Source organism: Pseudomonas sp. 1D4, assembly GCF_001728925.1.
GTDB classification, from domain to species: domain Bacteria; phylum Pseudomonadota; class Gammaproteobacteria; order Pseudomonadales; family Pseudomonadaceae; genus Metapseudomonas; species Metapseudomonas otitidis.
This window is the reverse complement of record NZ_LXJQ01000008.1, coordinates 59,449-81,310: the sequence shown is the minus strand read 5'-3', so window position 1 is coordinate 81,310 and position 21,862 is coordinate 59,449. Positions and strand designations below refer to the sequence as shown.

Sequence of the window (21,862 nt, the reverse complement as noted above, 5' to 3'; positions counted from 1 at the left end):
CTCAGACCTTGCCGCGAATGGCGTCGAGGTACTCCACCACCCGCACCAGCCCCTGCACCTGCCCCATCAGCTCCAGGGGCACACCACCGAGGTGACGGTTCTCAGTGCGCAGGAAGTGGCGCATGTCCTCGAGATTGCCGCCGAACAGCGCGAACAGGGCGCGGTAGATGCGGATCACCAGCAGCGCCAGTTCACCGGTCTTGCTCTGCGGGCGGATGCTGCCGGCGTCGGCCCAGCGGGTGACGACGGTGCGGTGGACGCCGACGATGTCGGCCAGTTGCTGGCGGGTCAGCCCCAGTTGCTCGCGGGTGTTGAGCAGGGCCTTGGCCAGGACGGCGTCGGGATCGAGGTGGGGGCGGGTCAGCGCGCTCATGGCATTCCTCCGTGCGATAGCATCAATATACATCACCAATGCTGCTTTATCACACACTGCGACTGCCTGCGGGCGGATCGACAGCCAGGCGCCAGGACGTAGAATGGCCCACCCACGCGAACCGGACCGACCATGGACAAAGCCCACCTGCTCCGCCTCATCCTCGACCGCCTGGCCGACGACCTGCAGCTGCTGCAACGGGCGGCCCAGACCGCCTACGAGACGGCGACCCACGAGGAGAACATCGCCGAGAACAAGTACGACACCCTCGGCCTGGAGGCGTCCTACCTGGCCACCGGGCAGGCCCGCCGCGCGGCGGAGATCCGCCAGGCGATAGGCCTGTACGAGGCGCTGGTGCTGCGGCCCTACGACCCGGAGCGCGGCATCGCCCTGGGTGCGCTGGTGTGCCTGGGGGACGAACAGGGCGGCGAGCGCTGGCTGTTCCTCGGCCCGGAGGCGGCCGGCCTGCAGGTCCAGGCCGAGGGTGCCGAGGTGACCGTGATCACCCCGCGCGCGCCCCTGGGCCAGGCCCTGCTGGGCAAGCGCGAGGGTGACGAGGTGGTGGTCGCCCCCGCGGGCGCGCCCCAGGTGTACGAGGTGCTGCAGGTGGCCTGAGTGGCTAGCCTTGCGCCCATCCAGAAGGAGATCGACATGACCCGCCGCACCCGCCCGCCCCTGCGTATCGCCTATTCCCCGCTGCAACTGGTGCTGTGCATCGCACTGGGCATCTGGCTCGGCGCGGTCGCCGTGGTGGCCACTGCGTGGCTCGGCTACCAGGCGGTGGTGGCCCAGGCCTGGAGCCAGGCGCCGGGGCGTGCCGCCCTCCCCTCCATTCCGCCAGCCGATGCACCGGCGCCCCAGGCGGACAAGGGCAGCGAGATGTTCCAGCACTACCAGGAGCGGCTGGACGCCGCCCAGCAGCGCGACAACGAACGGGCGGAGGCCCGTGACCGCGCGCAGAGCCCGCAATGCCAGTTCTGGCGCGAGCAGCAGCGCAACGCGCCGACGGAGAAGGCCCGGCAGAACGTCGAACGCTTCTGCCAGTAGCGCGCCCGACCAAGCGACCTGCACTTTCCGCCCATCGGGCTGCCCAACCCTGCATGGGGTGGCCTGGCGCCATCCGACGAATGCCCTGTCACCTGCCGACCGGAGGCCATGCCCCGACACACCCGGCGAAGCGGCGCGGACTAGACTTTCCAGCAGGCGCCCACACGCGGGTGCCAAGGCGGTTGTTATGAGTCCTGAAGGCTTTATCGTGCTGTTGGTCCTGGGCTGGCTGCTGGTCGCAGTGGCCATGTTGTGGGGCATGTTGCGCCTCACCCATCACCACCACCATCCCACCACCCGAGCGCCACGCCAGGCGGCCCAACCACGCAAGCCCGGCAAGCCTGGCAAGCGGCGCCAGCTTCTGCACTGACCCCGTGCGGCCCTGGGCATCCCTGGCTCAGGGCCGGCGGAAGCTGTGGGTCACCACGCCGCGAACCCGCCACGCCTCGCCTGGTGCGAGCGTCACCGGCGAGTAACCCTCGCTGGCGGCGCGCAGCACCTGCTGGCCGCTTTCCAGGCACAGCCGGCGGATGCAGAAGTCCCCTTCGATCACCACCACCACCACCAGGCTGCCGTCACCCGGCTGCAAGGAGCGGTCGGCCATGAGGATGTCCCCGGCGTACAGGCCGATGGCGCTCATGCTGTCGTCCTCCAGGCGCAGGCTGAAAGTCTGTGGGATATCGACACCAAGCAGGTCGTCCAGCGGCGCGCTGCGCGCCAGGTGCAGGCGGACCGGCTGCTGGGCGCCCTGGTCAAGGGCGAGGGTGTAGAGCGGCAGGGTGGCGTACGAGGGGCCGAGGCGGCCGATGATGCGGACAGTCCCCATGGCGGATTCTCCGAATACTGTTCATACATACAGTATTTCGAGAAAGGAAACGTCGTCAACCGGGAGAAGCCCTTGCGCCGAGGCCACCGGCGCAAGGGAACAGCGGGGATCAGCGCACGTAGTCCGAACCCCAGCGGTCGCTCTGGCGAACGCTCTGGGAGCGCAGCAGGGCCTTGCCGCCGCCAGCGGCCTTCGCAGCGGCGATCTCGTCGTCGATCACCTTGGTGGAGATGGACAGCCAGCTGGTGACGAAGGCCATGGCGTCGGCGTGCAATTCCAGGGCCTCAAGGCTGATGTTGGCGGTGCTGTCGCAGGCGTTGTGGTAGCACGGATCGAACGGCTTGCCGGCAGCACCACCGTACTTCTGCGCCTGCTCGGGGGTCTTGATGTCCTCGGCGCCGGTGAACAGGCCGCCGAAGGGAATGCCGTCCTCGAAGAACTTCGCATAGTCGGAGCGGAAATCGATCTCGGTGCCTTCACTGGCCTGGTTGCGCAGCTTGAAGTAGGCCTCGAACAGGCGCTCGATGGCGCCGGAGCCGGGCGGGCCCTGCAGGCCGAAGGACGAGCCGTCACCGTCGTAGATCTGGTTGGCGTAGTTGGGCGAACCGATCATGTCGAAGTTGAGATAGGCCTTGATCTTCTTCTTCTCCTCGGCGGTGAGGTTGTTCACGTAGTAGGTCGAGCCCACCAGCCCGGCCTCCTCAGCGCCCCACCAGGCGAAACGCACCTTGTTCAGCGGGTAGGCCTTGCGCAGCAGCACGGCCATTTCCAGCAAGGCGGCGCTGCCGGAGCCGTTGTCGTTGATGCCCGGGCCTTCGAACACCGAGTCCAGGTGGGCGCCGGCCATCACCACATTGTTCGGGTTGCCGTAGCGGGTCTCGGCGACCACGTTGTAGGTCTGGGTCTTCTCGCGCACCACGTCCACCACCATGCGCAGTTGCAGGCCCGGGGTCTGCGACCAGGCCACGCCGTTGTCGTAGGTGGCGAACATCACCGGCACGCCGCCTTCGTAGCCGTCGCCGAGGGTGACGTTCTCCAGGCCCTTGCGCTCGTCGGTATTGCCCTGGTTGAAGATGATCACGCCCGCTGCCCCGGCGGCGGCAGCGTTCTCTGCCTTGACTTCGAAGCTGCAGGTGCCGCGCTGGACCAGGGCGATGGCACCGCTGGGAAAGTTGGCGAAGTCTTCCGACTCGCAGCCGCTGCTGCTGGTGTTGCCGGCGCCCAGGGCCAGGTCCACCGGCACCACCGGGGCGCTGATGTCACCGGCCTCGGTCTGGGAGAGGTAGTTGAAGTCGGTCTCCCACACGTAGCTGCCCGGGGCGGGCGCCACGGCGCTCAGGGTGCCCGGCCCCTTGGGGTAGAAGGCGGTGAAGGGGAACGGCTGCACCGTGACCTTGTAGCCGGCCTTCTGCAGGGTGCGCTTCACGTAGTCGATGGAAGCCTGGTAGCCCGGTCGGCCGGCCGCGCGATTGCCCTCGTTGAGGCTGGCGATGTCTTCCAGGGCCTGCAGCCGTGCGAACACGTTGCGTGCCTGCATGCAGCGCGGCAGCCCCAGGGGCGTGCCCACCAGGAGCGGCGAGTTGCAGATGGCGGCATTGGGCTTGCCGGGGCTCCAGTATTCCTTGAACTGCTCGGCTTCCGAGCCAGGGCCCGCCAGGGCGGCGGTGGAGAGGGCGAATGCGAGTGAACCGGCAACACGTTTGACGTTGTTCTTCATGTTGACTCCAATCCATTTGAAGTGGCTTTAGGCAGGCCTGGGAATGGCGCAATGCCATTGTCCGTACGGCATCCTTCGGACGGCCTCGAACCTAGACTGGACGGTGTAGCCGGGGTTCTCCGGGAGAGTGGCCGGTTTAGTGAAATCTGTCGCTTTTTTGATACAAAAAGGCGCAAAGGGCCTTAAACGACAACGAAACGCCGATTATTTGCCAGCAATCTGCCAGCAATTTGACACCTGCATTCCGCATCAAGGCCCGGCACCCACACTCCGCCTCAACCCAGCCGCACGGACAACTCCACGTCGCCGCCAAAAGGCACCGACAGGTAGCCATTACCGGGCGCGCGGACGCGAGCCAGGTACTCAGGGCTGTGGTCGGCGTTGTCGGCAATCACCAGCGCCCCCACCCGCAGGTGTGGCTCCACCAGCGCCAGCACCTCGGGGTACAGCGCCTTGGCACCGTCCAGCAGGAGCAGGTCGACCGACTCGGGCAGGCCCGTGCGCAGGGTCTGCAGGGCATCACCCCGGCGGATCTCCACCAGGTCCAGCAGGCCGCCGACCTCCAGGTTGCCCCGCGCCCGCGCCACCTTGCCGGGCTCGAACTCGCAGGTGATCAACCGGCCGCCGCCGTTGTCCCGCAGGGCGGCCGCCAAGTGCAGGGTGGAGATACCGAACGAGGTGCCGAACTCGACGATCTGCCGGGCGCCGCTGCTGCGGGCCAGCATGTACAGCAGGCGCCCGGTCTCCCGCGAGACCGGCAGCGGCAGGTCGCGCAACTGGGCATACAGCTCCAGGTAGTCGGTCTTGCTGTGCATGAGCCGGGCCAGGGCCGCGCCGTCCAGCCCGGCCAGGGCGGGATGGTCGTCGACGGACAGGTCGTCGGCCTGCTGGAACAGGCTGTCCAGCAGGGAAGCAAGGGGGGCGGTGGTGAGGGTGGTCATGGCGACTCCGTGGGTCAGGTTGAGCGCTGTGTTGCGCCTGAATAGAATGCGACGATTTCGTCACATTCACCCATTCGCATTCCGCCGAGCCCTCATGCCCGAACGCCGAAACCCGCGCATCGCCACGCGCAAGGAGCCCCAGCAGGCCCGTTCCACCGAGTTGGTGGCGAGCATCCTCGACGCTGCTATTCAGGTTTTGCAGAAGGAGGGCGCAGCGCGCTTCACCACCGCTCGGGTCGCCGAACGTGCCGGGGTGAGCATCGGCTCGCTGTACCAGTACTTCCCCAACAAGGCGGCCATCCTGTTCCGCCTGCAGAGTGACGAATGGCAGCGCACCACCGACCTGCTGCGGCAGATCCTCGAAGACCGCGACCGCCCTCCGCTGGCCCGCCTGCGCTATCTGGTGCAGGCCTTCGTCCAGTCGGAATGCGAAGAGGCGGACATGCGCACCGCCCTCAACGACGCCGCCCCGCTCTACCGCGACGCACCGGAAGCCAGGGAGGCCAAGGCCTACGCCAGACGGTTGTTTCTCGCCTTCGTCGAAGAAGCCCTGCCGGCCGCTACCGATGAGCAACGCGCCCTCGCCTGCCAGTTGCTCACCACTACCCTCGGCGCCGTGGGCAAGAACTTCTCCGAACAGCCCCGCACGGCCGAAGCCATCCATGCCTTCTCCGAAGCGCTGGCGGACATGCTCTGTGCGTACCTGCGGGGGTTGGGGGCGGAGTGATCGGCCGTTATGTCTCGGACGGGCTGTTTACGTGCGCCCAGCCTCCACCCCTTCGCCGCTGTCTGGTTGCGTCGAAACAAGCACTCTAGAGAGGCTGGGTAGGTTTTGGCCTTTCCCGGTAAAACTCGGCGCACCGCGCTACCATTCCCGACCGCCCCTCGACTACCAGCAGGAAGCTCATGAGCAGCACCCCGGACATCATCCTTCACACCTCCCCGGTAGCCGATTCAGACCTGGACTTCGTTTTCACCTTCGAGCGGCGTCAGGTGGTGGATCGGGTCATTCGCTTGCAGGCGGGCCAGCCGGTGGAGAGCGCCGATCCCTTCATCGACGACTGGTCCCCGGCCGAACGCCAGGAGGTGAAGGACACGCTGCGGGCCGCACTGGCCAACGGCGGCATGGTCTGCCTGGCGACCTGTAAGGGGCGGATCGTCGGCTTCGCCTGTGTGGACGGCGCGCCTGTCGATCCCGGCGGGCGCTACCACCCGCTGAAGGAGTTCCACGTCGAGACCGGCGAGCGTGGTCGGGGCATCGGGCGCCGGCTGTTTGCCCGCTGCCTTGAAGAGGCTCGTCGCAAGGGCTTCCAGCGCCTGTACGTCTCTTCCCACTCGGCACGGGAGACGGTGCTGTTCTACCAGCGTCAGGGTTGCGTGGATGCGCAGTGGTTGTGGCCGGAGCAGGTGGAGCGGGAGCCGTTCGACTATCCGATGGAGTACGAGGTGGGGCGATGAGCAACGCAGGGGTGGGCAGGCCTGCCCTGTAGTCCTGCGTAGGGGTGGGCAGATGAGGGTCAAGCTGGTTACCGAGTTCTGCTGATGTTTTTTGTTTCGCCTTCCCAGGCGAGTCACTTTTCTCAATCGCCCAGAAAAGTAACCAAAAGGGCTCGCCCCTGCATCCGGGTCCCGCTTCGCGGGACTTCCCTCGCTCCGTCGCCGCTACGGGGGCCGGCGCGATGGGCCATCCATGGCCTGGCGCGCCTCTCGCGGCATCCATGCCGCTCGTCCCCCTGCGCAACGACTGCGCTCGGCCTTCTGAAGGGGCAGTTTCCCTGCCCCACCTTCTCGACCAAGCACACGTCCAGCGTGCGCTGACTACATTGCGCACATGTCTTCTTTCAAGGGGGTGAAGGCTGACTCAATGAATGAGTCCGGCAGTTCATGGCTACTCAGAACGTTGCCGTCTCAAAATTTGATGCCAATAGAGGCTGTCTCTTCCCAGCTCGCTTTGTAGCCCGCCTCAGACAGCTCTTGCAGCACATCCCCCATGAGGCGAGACAGGTCAATCCCTGAAAGTCCGAAGTTCAATCCCAGGTCTCCGACATCGACCGTCACCCCGTCATGACCCAGCCTGACGGCACGCGCGATGGCCTCAATCGCTCTCCTACGAATCTCATCCGGCAATCCCGCTCTCGCCATCAGCGCCAATTCCCTTGCTCTGGCGGCAGGCATCAACTTCTCGGTAGCGGACTCGCCAAGAAAACTGGCTTCGATGCGGGCAACCAGCTCGGCATTCAGTGATCGGCCTGAAGTCTTGGCTGCCTGCTCCACCTGGGCGCGCAGCTGGACAGGCATTCTTAGTTTGAATTGGGGGTCTTCTCTGCTCATTCGCGGGAGAATGGACCACCGTGGTATTGACAGCAATGGAACCACCGTGATCCCATCCCAACACAGATAAACCACCGTGATCCCTTTAGGCATAATCGGAGTCAACTCATGCATCCCAAAGACTTCTTTGCGGCTCCCCTGGCCGCCCTTGGAAAGCGCGCAAGTCTATTCGGCGTTTGGGAGTCCGGAGGGGAAGAGAAATGAACAACGAGTCCTTGGATACCGTCAGAGCCCTGGCAAACCTGGGGCAGACGGTGGTGATGGAGTTGCACTGGGAAGAAGTGCCGCGTCCGCTGTTCTGCTGCTACCACATCGTGGGTGTGGTGGTTCCGGTGGAGGGGGTTTGCGAGGAGGGCTACTTCCTAGTGAAGGACGCGCTGGCGCCGGGGCCGTTTCCGGATGAGCTGTTCTGGTCGGACATCCGCCGGATGAAGGTGCTGGTGCAGCGCCCCCTGCCAGCGCCAGGAGCGCGCGGGTATGCCTGAATGCACGAAGCCCCTGGCTCTCGCGGGCCAGGGGGCCTTGCTGGGCATGGGGTCGGGTTGCCGACGGCTGACCCAGGGCTCTGCGATACTGGCCTGCGGTATCCGGTGCTAAGATTCTTTGGCAATTTTTGCCAAAGGGTGAACGCGATGAGCACCATGAACATTTCCCTGCCCGACAGCCTCAAGAGCTTCGTCGACGAACAGGTCAGCCAGCGCGGCTACGGCACCAGCAGTGAGTACGTGCGCGAGCTGATCCGCAGGGACCAGGATCGTCAGCGCCTGCGCAACCTGCTCCTGGAGGGCGCCTCGTCATCCCCTGCCACTCCGGCTGACGACACCTACTTCGAAGCACTGCGCAACCGGGTCCGGAATGCCAAGGCATGAAGGCCAAGCCCATCATCCCCCGTGCACGGGCCAACCAGGATATCGACGACGCCATCAGCTACTACCTCAGCGAAGGCGCCGAGCAGGCGGCACTCGGCTTCATCGACGCGCTGGAGAGAACGTACAAGCGCATCGGTCGCCATCCCGAGGCGGGCTCATCGCGGTACGCCCATGAACTCGACCTGCCGGGGCTGCGCTCATGGGCGCTGGGGCGCTATCCCTATCTGGTGTTCTATCTGGAGCGCGAGGACCACATCGATGTGTGGCGCGTCCTGCACAGCCATCGGGATCTACCAGCCTGGATGCAGTCGGGCGACTGAAAGCACGGGCGCGGAAAGCACAAAGCCCCTGGCTCTCTCGAACCAGGGGCTTTGCTGTGTATGGCGGGAAGATAGGGACTCTCAGAATACGACATGCAACCCCTGAAGCCATTGATTTACAAGACTTCAAACACCTAGAGTAGTGACATTGAGTAGTGAAGTCAGGGTGTTGGATATGGCCAAAAAATATGAGCACGACCACCTGTATCAGAAGCCAGGAGAGTCGACATGGTACGTACGCCTAGTCGTGCCTGCGGATGTTCGCCCTGCTTTCGGCAACCGCCGTACCCTCACTAAAACTACAGGCACCAGCAACAAAGCCGAGGCTATGGTGGCTCGCCTCCCGATCCTCGCCTTGTGGAAGCAGCAGATACAGGAAGCAAGGAACTGGAAATCAGAAACAGGAGATGAGTGGCGACAACAAGCCGCTGATGCAGGTGAGCGCCTAAAAGCTTCACGTGCGCATGCTGCACAAAAGATTTACTCCTCTAGCATGGATGAGTCCTCGACATACGACTTGTCTTGGCTTGAAGAACTGCCCGGAATTGCTCAAGAGCTTGTAGATGCTGGCAGAGCCGATCTGGCAAACCGACTTGCCCTGTACGCGGAAAGATTTGTGGAAGGACTGGAGAGGAGGATGTCTCCAGAGGAAGGGATGAGCCTTGCCAATGAGTTTGCAGTGCTCATATCTGAAGTGAGTGCTCAAGTGACCGCTGAAGAGTATGAATTGACGGCAAACGAGCACGCCACAGCCCTGACTATTGTCCGCGACCCCAAGTCCTATAAGCCCAGAAGCCCTATTACCAAAGGCATGCTTGATAGCTGGGCTACTCATCTGGAAACACAGATTAAGACAGCCAAAACCCGCGACCGCCATAAGCGATCAATGCAGCGTTTCAGTGACTATCTGACGAAGGAAGGACTTCCCCTCACCTTCGATACAGTCCATAGCTTCCTTGATTCACTTCCTCCAGCGAAACAGACGAGAGCCAATTACTTGTGGTCAGGTAGGTCTTTCTGGAAATGGGCCAATAAATATCAACCAGTCTTCAGGGATCAATACGGGAACGCTTCATGTCCTTTTGACGGCCACGAATTGCCGAAGGTAGGGGAAGCCGCAGGTATCGAGCGACAAGCTTACACCAAAGCAGAAATAGAACGACTACACCGAAAAGCATCTGAATCCGATATTCAGCTTGCCCACCTCATTCAGTTCGGGGCCTACACAGGGGCCAGACTTGAAGAGATAGGGCGTATACGACCTGAAGACACAATATTTGACAGCAACGGGGAACCAGTAGGATTCAAGGTGCCCGAGTCGAAAACTGACGCAGGGGTTAGGGACGTTCCTCTACACCCCGCACTCGTACCATTGTTCAAAGAACTTTCAGCCAGAGCGGCTGAAAATGATGGCTACCTCTTCCCTGGTGGAAAAAATAAATACGGCAATCGGTTGGACTACCTCAGCAAGCGATTCGGGCGACTGAGGACGGCGGAAGGCTTTGGAAAAAAACACGTATTCCACAGCCTGCGACATTCATTCACAACGCTGTTGCATCAAGCCGGTGTAAGCATCGAAGTTCTGCCCTACATCACTGGGCATGAAACAGGATCCTTCACTTTAGCGCAATACTCCAAAGGGCCGAGCTTTGAACAAAAGAAACAAGCGGTCTCCCTGCTTAGTTTCAATTTCAGCAAGTAGAGAAATCACTTTACAGTTCGTCGGATAGCTGAAAATAAATATATAAGCCAAAGCCGCATATTTACTGGCTTACAGCTTTACGAGCAACTTTCAGATAGCTTTTATTTATGCAGAAGCTTGACTTTAATAGAGAAAATCTGTATAATAGGTTGCATAGGTAGAAGAAATATTTGGGCCTCGTTAACCCCCTCCTTCCGCTTTTCTAAGCACCTTCCTTATTGTTTTAGGTAGCCCGTCTACCAACCTCATTTGCTCCCACAGAGGGCAAAGATTCACAGTCCTCAAGCTGTGTTTCAAAGCAAGTGCTACCTCACTTGTCCACGCTGGTTTATCGGCAATGACTATTAGCTTGACTAAAAGTCTATAGGCCGCTTTAGCCCATCCCAGGGCTTTAGTGGCCTTTTTTATTCCCTAAGTTTTTACAATTTAAATTATCCATTCAAAAGGAGATTTTACTGTGCCTGACGAAAACGAAAGACTGTGCTTGTGGTGCTCAAAACGCTTCACATACACCTACCCCAACAGAATGCTTTGCTCTCAGAAATGTCATTGCGACTTTCATAGATTTAGAGTGAAAGACTACAGCGGATTATCACCACTGGAGTTTAAGAATCTGATCGTTGAGATGCTGAAGCAGCACCAGCATCCGAACAAAAACCATCCCATCAACACAACGAATGAAGATGCAATAGGCACCATAGAAAATTACGAAAAGACCATAAAGGAGAAACTGAAAAATGAATGACACATTCAAAAGCAAACAAGCCACCGTGAAGCTAAATCGCCAAACAACAATGAAACTGTCTGCCATAGCCGAGCATTACGGTAACGAGAACCTTCTTCACCAGCTCAATCTAATTGTTGATTCGTTGTTTAAGGCCCTGAAACTTGGCGATTAAGATATGCGATTAAAACTTAACGAACGGTCTCAAAACGAGCTATTAGCAATCATGGAAAGCATTGGTGAGAAATCCCCTTCATACTTCATCCAGAAGTTAATCAGCGAGCACTATAAACAAATGAAAAACCCAGAACGAGAGGTTATTAATGAACAACAAGAGTACAAAATCCACTAAGAGAAAGCGCACCTGTCACCATTGCAAGTCCAAGTACACCCCTTCACGTACAGATCAAAAGTATTGCTCTGATACCTGCCGGTATTCTGCCAGGACAGAAAAGCAGTCTAAAACCAATCAAAAGAAGATTGAACGTAGAGTTTCCCGGCTGCGGCGTACTGGCTTTGGTCAGTATCTTGTCAGAGAGTGTATGCGTGCCGGTAGCGTCCAGATTCTTACAGGTCACACACCAGACACCTTGCACGAATTAGATAATCTCCGTACATCATGCTTTATTTCTAACGGTGTTTCTCTTTCAGGTGAGTTACACAAAGCATATGAACTGTCGCATATCTGCCCCGTAAACGGCCATAGCATCGTTGGCCTGCTCCACCCTCATAATCTGGTTATTGCGTCTAAATCGTTCAACAGAGAGCGTGGAAAGCGGTATATGGGTGGTGGTAAATGGGTTGAACGGAAATCTCTAAGCCCACAATGGCAGGTAGATACAGAAACCGCCGTCAGCCAGGTATACACAAAGATTGAGCGGTTCTTGGGTCAGACACTCAAAGATTACCTAAACGAGCACAACCCCAAGCTTTCGTATAAGCACCGCTTGATTAACAAAATTATCAAACACTCCTTTACCTCTCAGTGCTTTAGCAGCAAAGAAGAAAGAAGGACTTGGGAAGACAAAGCCCGCCGCACGCTGTCAAACCTCAGCGCTGAAGAGTTAGAACAAAAAGTGATTGAGCGTAATTTGTCTGTATCGAGCTTCAATCGCAGTACAGTCCGTTACCTGCCTTTGATGATGAGTGAGGTTGAACGCTTCCAGAGCTATGGCGTCACCATTGACCCCACATTCAACGCATTCGCTGAATACCTGTACAAATTAGATTTTGAAGGTTGGACAGGTGATTACATTCTGGAGGTTGACTCTAACGATATTCAAGAAAATGAATGGGCGGCACCAAGCATTCAATATTGGATGGCTGAACAGCTCTGCTCCCTTCTACATAAAGAGAAACCCGAACATACTTTTAACGGCAAGCACTATACAGAATGCTTTAACCTCCCTGAGTATGTAAGTAGATGTTGGCAACCAAATCATCGCATTGAAGAGTGGAAACTTGCTCAGCACGGCAGGCCACCAGAGCCACCCACACCACCCAAACCCATTTACTCGGTGAGTATCGATGATAATGTGTTGCTTCCTTGGGAAGAGCCGGACTATATCTCAGACCCGCTACCTATAAAACAAGTGAGCCTTGAAAGCATTGATTGTCCATTTTAGACAATCACCACTCTACGTAGTAGTTAAGCAATTCATCCGTATAATTCTTTAATTATGCCCTACAGCCTTAGTCTCATAAGGCTTTCACGCTTAACTTAATTACATCAAACCAATACATAACCAGAATTTGTATCATCAGATACAAACAACGGACAGCCATTGTCCGACTTTCAATAAAACCACGAGGTAAACAACAAATGAAACAAGAAACTAAACAACACTTCACCCAACCAATGCAGTTCTGTCAATCAGAGCTTGATAGTCGTAAAGAGAAGACTAAGCAGCGTATTTTGAATGGTTACTATAACAACCGGGAATGGGTATATCCGGCAGTAAACCACCTTGTCTTTCCTAGCTATGACACGCTAATCGCAGGTGTAATTGAGCAAACCAAAGCAGGTAACGAGCTGTTCACTGGAAGCATTCTCAGAATGCCAATCCCCGGATTTTTTGAAGTAATGTTCTACAAACCACAAAATGAAATTGATGCTCTTCTTGGAGCTGAATATCAGAAAGTAGAACAGGACTACAAAGACGAGATTGAAGCTGATGTTAAACAGAAGACAGAACTTCTCGCCTCTCAGCTATACGAACAGCAACAGGCTAAAGCCCGCAAGCAAGCTGAAGAAAAAGAACGCAAAGAGAGAGAACAAGCTCTGAAAGAAGCAGAAGAATATGTCGCCTCTCTGATTAAGGACTCCAAATAATATGTATATTGATATTGAACTCTCAAAAGCGGCTGTAAGAAAGATTCTGCTGGCTAAATATCCAAATGCTGAATATCCAGAGGAGAAGCCAGCAATGGCTTTTCCCGAGGCAAGCCTTCCACGTAACCCACTAAAGCCTCAAAGAGTAGGCCCAATTATTACGCCAGAGACACAAGCCAAGCTAGATAAGCTGGAAGCAGCTAAAGCTCAAGTGGCACAACTAACAAAAGCCCAAGCCGAGACAAAGAAACAGCTTGATGCTCTTGCCACTAGGATAGCAACTCTTAAAAAGAAGATGGGCATTAAGAAACGTAGCCCAGAGGCAGAAGCCGCCTATCAATCAAACCTTCCCATGTTCCGCCGTCTTGGCGTCCTGGCCTAACAAAAACAACAATAAGGAAAATAACAAATGAACAATGACAAAAGCATCCAACGCACCACAGAAATCCTGAAACAACGCTACCAGCCAGAGCTTTATGCGAAGGAACAGGAAGAGAAACAGAAAAAGCTAGCTGAAACCTTAGCCTTTATTGACGGAGTGCTGGCAGCGTATGAACTTGAGAAGAGTCGTAAAGATTCAGAAATCTTGTTTGTCACTGACCCCACTCACCCCAAAGGTTTCCGACCGAGCAAATAAGCGCGTGAAACATTGGAATTATGTTCCACAAAATAGGGGTATCATTGATACCCCTTTCTTTTCAACACCTGATGTTTACACGCCTCGCCCTTGATTGTGCTTAGCGTGTATCCACCCTCGATTAGGAAATTAAACATATGAATGAAAAACTAATGATCGCTGGCCAGAGCCTAATGCTGCTGCTTACATGCTGTCTAATCTTTGCTTTCTTCAACATTGACCAGGGCAAGCGCATCAGCGAATTGGAGCGAAGACAGACCAACCATTTGGTCTATCTAGAGCAGAGAGTGAACAACGTAGACAGCAGGCTAGATGCAGTCACGAATGAGATACGTCATAATCTGAAGGTCATGGAAACGCGTAAAGGTCAGTAGTCTCTGCTATGGTGAGATTTAAACCAAGAAAGGAGGATGTATGCCAAAGCTTGTGATCGTTGATGATATGGACGTTGTATTAGCTCAGGGTCACGTCGCTGAAGTGTGTGAGGATCGAGCAGGTTGCAGCCTTTTGCCGGTCGGCTCTACCTCCTTCGAAGTCCCTGCTGAGTTCTTTGCCTACCAGTGGGTTGATGGTGTGGATGACGCATTAGCGGGCTTACCTTCCTATGAAGAGCGTGTAGCCTACTGCCGAGACAACCTGGAGCTTTTGGCCAGTTTCCACCGCAAAGCCTGAGGGCGATGGACGCGAGGAGCCGTAAAGACTCCTCTATTACTCAGTTGATGAATTGCTTGAAAGTGTAGAAAACCTTACCGCTGGGAGTCATGAAGTTAGACAGAAATCCGTCATGCTCTTGGAACACACTTACCTGAAGTGGTCGTTGCGCAATTACACAATCACCGGCCGCCACCATCCTGTCAGCGCCTGCCTCATCCCCATCCTGAGCATATGCCCCGAAGTCCTCTAGCTTCCCCTGACTCTTGCAGTACACAGCCCCGGTAGCCAGTGTGCCTGCATACTCTACGTCCTCCCACGCGAAAGCCTGAGAGGCTGCCAGCACCATCCCTACAGCCATCAATTTCTTCAGCATTCCCTTCATCCTTTTTTGTGTGATGCGCAGGAAGCATAGCCTTCTCAGATTTCTATTTAGGGCTTCCCCTAGATGTACGTGGAAAATCTTTCTATTTAGGGTTGCTAAGATCGTAGAAAATGATATTCTCTTTATATCTTAGACCCTATAGAGAACAACTCCATGACCACCTACATCTACGCTCGTGTATCCACCCTCGATCAGGATTCAGAGGCACAGGCCCGCGACCTCAAGGCAAAGCACGCTCATGACTTTGTTGTTGAGGAAAATTTCACCGGCACGACCACCGAGCGCCCCAAGTTCAAGAAGCTCATGGCCGACCTGAAGGCAGGTGACACGCTGATTGTGCGGGAAGTGTCGCGTCTCGGTCGTAACAGCATCGAGGTGCTAGAACTGGCTGAATCCCTAAAGTCGCGGAAAGTCCGCTTAATAATCGACAACCTTGGCATCGACGTGACTACACCAGCCGGAGAGATGATCTTCACCATGATGGCAGGCATGGCGAAAATGGAACGGGAGTTGATGCTAGAGCGCCAGCGCATCGGCATTGAGAAAGCCAAGCAGGAAGGCAAGTACACAGGGCGCAAGGCTTTAGACCCTGTGTTGGTTGAGACAGCTAAGAAGCTGGTCGCTGAAGGGATGGCAAAGCCCGCTGTTGCTAAGCAATTGAAGATGGGGCTGTCTACTCTGTACAAGTATCTAGCTGCTTAACCAGCGCACCCAGCACCAAACCAGAGAAGGGGCATAAAAGCCCCTTTCTAATGCCTTATATCCCGCCCATAACAGCCCAAGAATCAACGATCTATCGCCACCCTTTACCACCCTACAGGGTAGTCCTTTAGGCAGTTTAAACGTTGATATTTTGGGCAAATAGCATTCCCCCAAATAGGTGCTCTATGCCGGGTCAAGCCGTGTCACACCCGCGCCAGGGTGCATGGATATTTGGGGAAGGGTAACGAGGTGAACGCCTCAGAACGAGGCTAGAGGTGACAGCGGGGAGTAGTGACTTTAAGTAGTGAAGTCTGAAAAGAAAAAGCCCCGTAACTCATTGAATTACAGGGCTTTTCTATGAATGGCGGGAAGATAGGGATTTGAACCCTAGGTGCCATTGCTGACACAACGGATTTCGAATCCGTCCCGTTCGGCCACTCCGGCATCTTCCCGAACGGCGCGCATCATACCAGCTCATCCGCCGATGGCGAAGCCCATGAGGCGATTTTTTCGCGTGGTTTCAGATGCTTGCAGCAGGCCGGGCTTCCAGCCGCCCGCCGCTCCGTTATCGGGGCGGCAGGCAGTGGGCGTACCCTCGGCTCAGGCGGTGAGCTTGGTGAGGGCTTCGCGGTACTTGTCGGCGGTCTTCTGGGCGACGTCGGCCGGTACGGCGGGGGCCGGCGGCTCCTTGTTCCAGCCAGTGGACTCGAGCCAGTCGCGGACGAACTGCTTGTCGAAGCTGGGCGGGTTCTTGCCTTCGACGTAGCTCTCGACGGGCCAGAAGCGGCTGGAGTCGGGGGTGAGCACTTCGTCCATGAGGGTCAGGGTGCCGTCTTCGTCGATGCCGAATTCGAACTTGGTGTCGGCGATGATGATGCCGCGGGTGGCGGCGTATTCGACGGCGGTGCTGTACAGGGCGATGGCGGTGTCACGGACCTTGGCGGCCAGTTCCTTGCCGATGATGGCTTCGCACTGTTCGAAGGAGATGTTCTCGTCGTGGTCGCCGACGGCGGCCTTGGTGGAGGGGGTGAAGATCGGCTGGGGCAGCTTGGAGGCTTCCTTGAGGCCGGCCGGCAACTGGATGCCGCAGACGGTGCCGCTCTTCTGGTACTCCTTCCAGCCGGAGCCGACGATGTAGCCACGAACGATGGCTTCGACGGCGACGGGCTTGAGGCGCTTGGCGACGACGGCGCGGCCTTCGACGAGGGGCAGTTCGGCGGCGGGGACGACGTCTTCGACACGGTCACCGGTGAAGTGGTTGGGGACGATGCCGCTGAGCTTGTCGAACCAGAAGTTGGAGATGGCGGTGAGGATCTTGCCTTTCTCGGGGATGGGCTGGTCGAGAATGACGTCGAACGCGGAGAGCCGGTCGGTGGCAACCATGAGCATGCGCTTGTCGTCGATCTCGTACAGGTCGCGGACCTTGCCCGAATAGATCTTCTTCAGGCTCAGGGTGCTGGGAGTGGTCATGTCGTTTTCCGCCTCTATCAAACGAAACAGGCGAAACCGGGGTTTCGCCTATCGGGTTCCGCAGCCTGCACGGGGCCGGCCATTGGATGCCGGGCGGCGTGAGGGCCGCCCGGTTTCGGCTGTCAGCCGAGGTTTTCCTGGATCAGGGTCAGCACGCGGCGCGCCACGTCGGCGGGGGCGACGGTGTTGAGGTCCTTCTCGACGGTGACCTGGACGCTCTCGCCGACGCGGGTCAGGCGGACCTGGTAGCGCTCGGCACGGGCTTCGATCTCTTCCTTGCTCGGCGCGCTGCCGAACAGGCGGCTGAAGAAGCCGGGCTCCTTGTCCTTCTCGGCACCCTCGGCGAGGTTGATGTAGTAGACGCCGAGGCTGCGGTTGATGTCGTCGACGCGGACGTCGCCCATCTCCAGGGCACGGCCGACGCTGGACCAGCCGCGGTCGAAGTCGGCGCCGAGGTTGAGCACGGGGTTGCCGCTGCCGTCCTGGGTGAGGGTGACGCGGCTGGGGGCGTCGAAGTCGCGGGCGGCGAGCAGGGAGACGGAGCCGCCCTGTTCGGCGCTGCGGGCCAGGGTGGCGAGCATTTCGTCCATCAGCGCGGCTTCCAGGCCCGGGCTGTCGGAACGGCTCGGCCAGCCGGTGTCGGCGCTGCTGCCAGCCGGGCGGCTGGTGGTGAGGATGAAGATCTCGGAGGTGTTGCGCTGCACACCGGGCTCAATGCGCACGCGGGCACGCACTTCGCTGTCGGGCTCCAGGCCGCTCACGCGGCTGCCGAGGCGGCGGGCCAGGGGGGCGGAGAGCTGGTCGAGGCGCTGCCAGGCGGTGCTGAACTCACCGGTCTGCGGGCGCTCGTCGGCGATGCGGAAACCGCCGTCCTCAAAGAACTGGCGGGCCACCGGCCAGACTTCGGCCGGTACGCGCTGGGCGACGACCCAGCGGGAGTCGCCGCTCTTCTGCAGGCTGTACTCGCTGACTTCGCCACGCACCTGCAGGGGCTGCGGGCGCGGGACTTCGTAGTCGGGGTCGGTGCGGTTGTCGGCGACGTTGGCCGGGATCGGCAGCAGCGGGTCGAGCCGCTTGCTGTCAGCATCCGGCGGCAGCTGCATGGGCGCTGCCTGGCGCGCTTCCTGGTAGTCGTTGCCGCGGTCGCGGAAGTAGCCTTTTTCGCCCCAGAGCCAGCCGCAACCGCTGGTACTGGAGATCATCAGGGCAAGCGCGGAGAGTCCGGCCAGTCGCTTCATGCGTTGTTGCTCCAAGGGTTAGGCAAGCACGCCGGACTGGCGCAGGGCCTGGCGCAGGGTTTCGTGGCAGCGGGGGCTGAGCCAGGTGAGCGGCAGGCGGATGCCGTCCGGTATCAGGCCCATTTCGTGAAGCGCCCACTTGACCGGGATCGGGTTGGACTCGATGAACAGGGCCTTGTGCAGCGGCATCAGCTTGTCGTTCAGGCCGCGCGCGGTGGCGGCATCGCCAGCCATGGCGGCAGCGCAGAGCTGGGCCATCTCGCGGGGGGCGACGTTGGCGGTGACGGAGATGTTGCCCTTGCCGCCCATGAGTATCAGCTCGACGGCGGTGGCGTCGTCACCGGAGTAGACGAGGAAGTCCTTGCTGACGCGATCCAGTACTTCCTGGCCGCGCTTGAGGTCGCCGGTGGCTTCCTTGATGCCGATGATGTTGCCGATCTTGGCCAGGCGCTCGACGGTCTCGGGCAGCATGTCGCAGACGGTGCGGCCGGGAACGTTGTAGAGGATCTGGGGGATCGCGACGGATTCGGCGATGTGGCGGAAGTGCTGGTACAGGCCTTCCTGGGTCGGCTTGTTGTAGTAGGGGGTCACCAGCAGGCAGGCATCGGCGCCTACGTCCTTGGCGGCGGCGGTCAGTTCGACCGACTCACGGGTGGAGTTGCCGCCGGTGCCGGCGATGACCGGGATACGGCCGTTGACCTGATCCACCACGCGGCGGATGACTTCGACGTGCTCGGTGACATCCAGGGTGGCCGATTCGCCCGTGGTGCCGACCGCGACTATGGCGTTGGTGCCTTCCTGGAGGTGGAAATCCACCAGCTTGGCCAGGCTCGCCCAGTCCAGTTGACCCTGCGCGTCCATGGGCGTGACAAGCGCCACCATACTGCCCGCAATCATGCAACCGCTCCTGCCGGAAAAAGAGAGCGGTAATGGTACTGGCGGCCTGGGTCCAGCACAAGGTGACACGGGGCCTGCCAGCATTCCCCTTGGCGGCGCTTTTCGCTACCCTTCCCGCTTTGATAGACGCGGCCTCGCCGCCCTCCCCTCGCTTTAGGAACGCTGCATGTCCACCACCCCGCCCCGCGAACAATTCCTCGTGATCAGTGCCCTTGGCCGGAACCCGATGGACCTGACCACCGTGCTCTGCCGCGCCAGCCAGGAAAACCGCTGTGCCGTGGTCAGCAGCCGCATGACCCGCCACGGCGAGTACTGCGCCCTGGTGCTGCAGGTTTCCGGCAGCTGGGATGCGCTGGCGCGCCTGGAGTCCGGTGTACCGGCCCTGGCCAAGCGCCACGACTTCACCACCCACATGGTGCGCAGCGGCCTGCTGGAACCGCGTCCGAACTCGATGCCGTACGTCGCCTATGTGAGCGCGGTGTACCGTCCGGACATCCTCAGCGAGCTGTGCCAGTTCTTCCTTGACCACCGTGTGGAGATCGAGAACCTGACCTGCGACACCTACCAGGCGCCGCAGACAATGGGCACGATGCTCAACGCGACCATCACCGTGACGCTGCCGGCCGGCACCCAGATCAGCTGGCTGCGCGATCAGTTCCTGGACTTCGCCGATGCGTTGAACCTGGATGCGCTGATCGAACCGTGGCGTCCGCAACACCCCTGAACAGAGGAGCTTTCCCATGGCCGTGAGCCTCGACCAGCCCGTCGCCGATTTCACCGCTGCCGCCACCAGTGGCGTGGAAGTGAAGCTGTCTGCCCTGCGTGGCAAGCAGGTGGTGATCTACTTCTACCCGAAGGACAGCACCCCGGGGTGCACCACCGAGGGTCAGGACTTCCGTGATCGCCACGGCGCGTTCGAAGCCGCCAACACGGTGATCTTCGGCGTCTCCCGCGATGGCCTGAAGTCCCATGAGAACTTCAAGTGCAAGCAGGCCTTCCCCTTCGAGCTGATCTCGGACAAGGACGAAGCGCTGTGCCAACTGTTCGACGTGATCCGCCAGAAGAAGCTCTACGGCAAGGAGTACCTGGGCGTCGACCGCAGCACCTTCCTGATCGACAAGGACGGTGTGCTGCGCCAGGAATGGCGCGGTGTGAAGGTGCCGGGCCATACCGACGAGGTGCTGGCAGCAGCGCAGGCGCTGAACAAGGCCTGAGCCCCGCCGCCATGAAAAATGCCGCGAATCTTCGCGGCATTTTTTTGCCCGTCACATGATGGGCGCAGGCCCGGCCGGCTCCGCAGACGTACGTGGCCAGGCATCCAGCACGGCCTTGAACAGGGTGGCCAGGGGGATGGCGAAGAAGATGCCCCAGAATCCCCACAGCCCGCCGAACAGCAGCACGGCGCAGATGATCGCCACCGGGTGCAGGTTGACTGCCTCGGAGAACAGCAGCGGCACCAGCACGTTGCCATCCAGGGCCTGGATGATGCCATGGAGGACCATCAGGTAAATGAACTGGTCACCCCAGCCCCATTGGAACAGGCCGATCAACGCCACCGGCACGGTGACCACCACGGCGCCGATATAGGGCACCACCACCGACAGCCCCACCAGCAGCGCCAGCAGTGCGGCGTAGTTGAGCCCGAGGGAGACGAAGGCGACGTAGGTGACACCACCGCAGATGACGATCTCGATGACCTTGCCGCGGATGTAGTTGGCAATCTGCTGGTGCAGTTCTTTCCACACGCGGGTCATCAACTGCCGCTCGCGGGGCAGGTAGCCACTCAGCCAGCGCAGGATCAGCTCGCGGTCCTTGAGAAAGAAGAACACCAGGATCGGCACCAGCACCAGATAGATCATCAGGTTGACCAGCAGGGGCAGGCTGGAAAGGGAGAAGGTCAGTGCCCACTGACCGAACTTGCCGACTTCGCTGCGGGTGACCTCGATGGCGTTGAGCACCTGCTCGTCGGTCACCAGGTGCGGATAGCGCTCCGGCAGCAGCAACAGCAGCGACTGCCACTCGCCGAGCATGCGCGGCAGCTCGTTGAACAGCGTGCTCAACTGCTGCCAGAGCAGCGGCAGCAGCACCACGAGGAACAGCGCCAGCAGGCCGATGAACAGGGCGAACACCACCCAGACGGCCGCCGGGCCCGGCATCCGCAGGCGCTCCAACTGGTTGACCAGCCCCTGCATCAGGAAGGCAAGCACCAGGCCGGCCAGCACCGGGGCGAGCATGTTGCCGAGCGTAAGCACCAGGGTGAAGCCCAGCACGAGGAAGACGGCCAGCACCACCGCTTCTTCATCGGAGAAGTAGCGCTGTACCCAGTCACGAAGCACCTTGAACATCGGAATCCCTCGAACGCGGCGCTCAGGCCTTGCGCAACCAGTAGCGGAACACGCCGTCGGCGGCGTCCTCGTGCAGCAGCTCATGCCCGGCCAAGCGGGCGAAGGCGCGGAAATCGCGTTGCGAACCGGCGTCGGTGGCGGTGACCTTGAGGACTTGGCCGCTGGCGAGGCGGTTGAGTTCGAGCTTGGCCTTGAGCAACGGCAGGGGGCAGTTGAGCCCGCTGGCATCCAGCTCGGCGTCGAAGGGAACGGCGTCGGTCATGGGGCATCTCCAGAAGGGCGCCTAGGATACAGAAGCGCTCTCCGCGCTGGCCAGCCGAGCGGAATGAAAGCTACATTTACGCCTTTGCCCGCT

Annotated in this window: 30 protein-coding genes and 1 tRNA gene; 19 read left to right on the top strand and 12 right to left on the bottom strand. The window is 59.2% G+C overall.

The genetic code is table 11. From position 1 onward, the window contains the following. Position 1: 1 nt before the first annotated feature. A complete protein-coding gene (locus A7D27_RS06475) occupies positions 2–373 on the bottom strand; it encodes an XRE family transcriptional regulator (RefSeq protein WP_044405544.1) in 372 nt (123 codons plus the stop codon). Positions 374–505: 132 nt separating this feature from the next. Here A7D27_RS06475 and A7D27_RS06470 point away from each other — a divergent pair, with 132 nt between their 5' ends. From A7D27_RS06470 to A7D27_RS06460, 3 genes are all read left to right on the top strand, one after another. Beyond that, entirely contained in the window at positions 506–988 is a 483-nt protein-coding gene (locus A7D27_RS06470) for a GreA/GreB family elongation factor (protein ID WP_069564421.1), read from the top strand. A gap of 36 nt (positions 989–1,024) precedes the next feature. Beyond that, positions 1,025–1,420, top strand: a complete 396-nt coding sequence (locus tag A7D27_RS27680; protein ID WP_069564420.1) for a hypothetical protein — start codon at positions 1,025–1,027, stop codon at positions 1,418–1,420. Positions 1,421–1,607: 187 nt separating this feature from the next. Continuing rightward, positions 1,608–1,790, top strand: a complete 183-nt coding sequence (locus A7D27_RS06460; protein ID WP_069564419.1) for a hypothetical protein — start codon at positions 1,608–1,610, stop codon at positions 1,788–1,790. 27 nt (positions 1,791–1,817) lie between these two features. Here the strand turns inward: A7D27_RS06460 and A7D27_RS06455 are convergent, their stop codons facing one another. The 3 genes from A7D27_RS06455 to A7D27_RS06445 form a co-directional block, all read right to left on the bottom strand. Beyond that, complete coding sequence (locus A7D27_RS06455) at positions 1,818–2,246, bottom strand: LexA family transcriptional regulator (protein WP_069564418.1); 429 nt, start codon at positions 2,244–2,246, stop codon at positions 1,818–1,820. A 109-nt stretch (positions 2,247–2,355) separates the two neighbouring features. Then, a complete protein-coding gene (locus A7D27_RS06450; RefSeq protein WP_069564417.1) occupies positions 2,356–3,963 on the bottom strand; it encodes a M28 family metallopeptidase in 1,608 nt (535 codons plus the stop codon). Positions 3,964–4,238: 275 nt separating this feature from the next. Further along, on the bottom strand, positions 4,239–4,904 hold the full coding sequence (locus A7D27_RS06445; RefSeq protein WP_069564416.1) for an O-methyltransferase: 666 nt from the start codon (positions 4,902–4,904) through the stop codon (positions 4,239–4,241). Positions 4,905–4,998: 94 nt separating this feature from the next. On the opposite strand from A7D27_RS06445, the gene A7D27_RS06440 reads away from it, so the two are divergent. Both A7D27_RS06440 and A7D27_RS06435 read left to right on the top strand, forming a co-directional pair. Next, the gene (locus A7D27_RS06440; RefSeq protein ID WP_069564415.1) at positions 4,999–5,631 is read left to right on the top strand and encodes a TetR family transcriptional regulator; all 633 of its coding nucleotides are present in this window, start codon (positions 4,999–5,001) and stop codon (positions 5,629–5,631) included. 179 nt (positions 5,632–5,810) lie between these two features. Beyond that, the gene (locus A7D27_RS06435) at positions 5,811–6,362 is read left to right on the top strand and encodes a GNAT family N-acetyltransferase (protein WP_083265538.1); all 552 of its coding nucleotides are present in this window, start codon (positions 5,811–5,813) and stop codon (positions 6,360–6,362) included. Between the two features lie 450 nt (positions 6,363–6,812). Here the strand turns inward: A7D27_RS06435 and A7D27_RS06430 are convergent, their stop codons facing one another. Then, positions 6,813–7,349, bottom strand: a complete 537-nt coding sequence (locus A7D27_RS06430; protein ID WP_069564414.1) for an Arc family DNA-binding protein — start codon at positions 7,347–7,349, stop codon at positions 6,813–6,815. 86 nt (positions 7,350–7,435) lie between these two features. Here A7D27_RS06430 and A7D27_RS06425 point away from each other — a divergent pair, with 86 nt between their 5' ends. From A7D27_RS06425 to A7D27_RS06395, 11 genes are all read left to right on the top strand, one after another. Further along, on the top strand, positions 7,436–7,720 hold the full coding sequence (locus A7D27_RS06425; RefSeq protein ID WP_069564413.1) for a hypothetical protein: 285 nt from the start codon (positions 7,436–7,438) through the stop codon (positions 7,718–7,720). A gap of 147 nt (positions 7,721–7,867) precedes the next feature. Then, positions 7,868–8,104: a type II toxin-antitoxin system ParD family antitoxin gene (locus A7D27_RS06420; RefSeq protein ID WP_069564412.1), complete on the top strand. Its 237-nt coding sequence runs from the start codon at positions 7,868–7,870 to the stop codon at positions 8,102–8,104. Then, positions 8,101–8,424: a type II toxin-antitoxin system RelE/ParE family toxin gene (locus tag A7D27_RS06415; RefSeq protein ID WP_069564411.1), complete on the top strand. Its 324-nt coding sequence runs from the start codon at positions 8,101–8,103 to the stop codon at positions 8,422–8,424. The genes A7D27_RS06420 and A7D27_RS06415 overlap by 4 nt, the downstream gene beginning before the upstream one ends. Positions 8,425–8,599: 175 nt before the next feature. Further along, a complete protein-coding gene (locus A7D27_RS27000; RefSeq protein ID WP_083265537.1) occupies positions 8,600–10,126 on the top strand; it encodes a tyrosine-type recombinase/integrase in 1,527 nt (508 codons plus the stop codon). Between the two features lie 571 nt (positions 10,127–10,697). Beyond that, positions 10,698–10,871: a hypothetical protein gene (locus A7D27_RS28270; protein ID WP_165674352.1), complete on the top strand. Its 174-nt coding sequence runs from the start codon at positions 10,698–10,700 to the stop codon at positions 10,869–10,871. Continuing rightward, on the top strand, positions 10,864–11,025 hold the full coding sequence (locus A7D27_RS28265) for a hypothetical protein (protein WP_165679314.1): 162 nt from the start codon (positions 10,864–10,866) through the stop codon (positions 11,023–11,025). The genes A7D27_RS28270 and A7D27_RS28265 overlap by 8 nt, the downstream gene beginning before the upstream one ends. A gap of 148 nt (positions 11,026–11,173) precedes the next feature. After that, positions 11,174–12,475, top strand: coding sequence for a hypothetical protein (locus A7D27_RS27675; RefSeq protein WP_139134059.1), 1,302 nt, complete (start codon positions 11,174–11,176; stop codon positions 12,473–12,475). A 197-nt stretch (positions 12,476–12,672) separates the two neighbouring features. Continuing rightward, positions 12,673–13,182: a hypothetical protein gene (locus tag A7D27_RS27670; RefSeq protein ID WP_139134058.1), complete on the top strand. Its 510-nt coding sequence runs from the start codon at positions 12,673–12,675 to the stop codon at positions 13,180–13,182. 1 nt (position 13,183) lies between these two features. Next, on the top strand, positions 13,184–13,564 hold the full coding sequence (locus A7D27_RS27665; protein WP_139134057.1) for a hypothetical protein: 381 nt from the start codon (positions 13,184–13,186) through the stop codon (positions 13,562–13,564). A 27-nt stretch (positions 13,565–13,591) separates the two neighbouring features. Further along, positions 13,592–13,819: a hypothetical protein gene (locus tag A7D27_RS06405; protein WP_069564409.1), complete on the top strand. Its 228-nt coding sequence runs from the start codon at positions 13,592–13,594 to the stop codon at positions 13,817–13,819. Between the two features lie 414 nt (positions 13,820–14,233). Further along, the gene (locus tag A7D27_RS06395) at positions 14,234–14,491 is read left to right on the top strand and encodes a hypothetical protein (protein ID WP_069564407.1); all 258 of its coding nucleotides are present in this window, start codon (positions 14,234–14,236) and stop codon (positions 14,489–14,491) included. 40 nt (positions 14,492–14,531) lie between these two features. Here A7D27_RS06395 and A7D27_RS06390 read toward each other — a convergent pair whose 3' ends face one another. Then, positions 14,532–14,846, bottom strand: a complete 315-nt coding sequence (locus A7D27_RS06390) for a hypothetical protein (RefSeq protein WP_069564406.1) — start codon at positions 14,844–14,846, stop codon at positions 14,532–14,534. A 162-nt stretch (positions 14,847–15,008) separates the two neighbouring features. Between A7D27_RS06390 and A7D27_RS06385 the strand changes: the two genes are divergently transcribed. Further along, on the top strand, positions 15,009–15,557 hold the full coding sequence (locus A7D27_RS06385) for a recombinase family protein (protein WP_069564405.1): 549 nt from the start codon (positions 15,009–15,011) through the stop codon (positions 15,555–15,557). Between the two features lie 362 nt (positions 15,558–15,919). On the opposite strand, the gene A7D27_RS06380 is transcribed toward A7D27_RS06385, so the two are convergent. The 4 genes from A7D27_RS06380 to dapA all read right to left on the bottom strand — a co-directional run bounded on the left by A7D27_RS06380 (position 15,920) and on the right by dapA (position 19,162). Further along, positions 15,920–16,009, bottom strand: a tRNA-Ser gene (locus tag A7D27_RS06380). A 148-nt stretch (positions 16,010–16,157) separates the two neighbouring features. Further along, positions 16,158–17,027, bottom strand: coding sequence for a phosphoribosylaminoimidazolesuccinocarboxamide synthase (locus A7D27_RS06375; protein ID WP_044414056.1), 870 nt, complete (start codon positions 17,025–17,027; stop codon positions 16,158–16,160). Positions 17,028–17,149: 122 nt separating this feature from the next. Further along, a complete protein-coding gene (gene bamC, locus A7D27_RS06370) occupies positions 17,150–18,265 on the bottom strand; it encodes an outer membrane protein assembly factor BamC (protein ID WP_069562184.1) in 1,116 nt (371 codons plus the stop codon). An 18-nt stretch (positions 18,266–18,283) separates the two neighbouring features. Next, positions 18,284–19,162: a 4-hydroxy-tetrahydrodipicolinate synthase gene (gene dapA / locus A7D27_RS06365; protein WP_069564404.1), complete on the bottom strand. Its 879-nt coding sequence runs from the start codon at positions 19,160–19,162 to the stop codon at positions 18,284–18,286. Positions 19,163–19,328: 166 nt separating this feature from the next. On the opposite strand from dapA, the gene A7D27_RS06360 reads away from it, so the two are divergent. Further along, a complete protein-coding gene (locus A7D27_RS06360) occupies positions 19,329–19,886 on the top strand; it encodes a glycine cleavage system protein R (RefSeq protein ID WP_044414064.1) in 558 nt (185 codons plus the stop codon). A gap of 16 nt (positions 19,887–19,902) precedes the next feature. After that, complete coding sequence (locus tag A7D27_RS06355; RefSeq protein ID WP_069564403.1) at positions 19,903–20,376, top strand: peroxiredoxin; 474 nt, start codon at positions 19,903–19,905, stop codon at positions 20,374–20,376. Between the two features lie 51 nt (positions 20,377–20,427). Here A7D27_RS06355 and A7D27_RS06350 read toward each other — a convergent pair whose 3' ends face one another. Then, the gene (locus A7D27_RS06350) at positions 20,428–21,507 is read right to left on the bottom strand and encodes an AI-2E family transporter (protein WP_069562187.1); all 1,080 of its coding nucleotides are present in this window, start codon (positions 21,505–21,507) and stop codon (positions 20,428–20,430) included. Positions 21,508–21,529: 22 nt separating this feature from the next. Further along, positions 21,530–21,769 carry a sulfurtransferase TusA family protein gene (locus tag A7D27_RS06345; protein ID WP_044414073.1) on the bottom strand — a complete coding sequence of 80 codons (240 nt, stop codon included), beginning with the start codon at positions 21,767–21,769 and terminating at the stop codon, positions 21,530–21,532. Between the last annotated feature and the right edge of the window lie 93 nt (positions 21,770–21,862).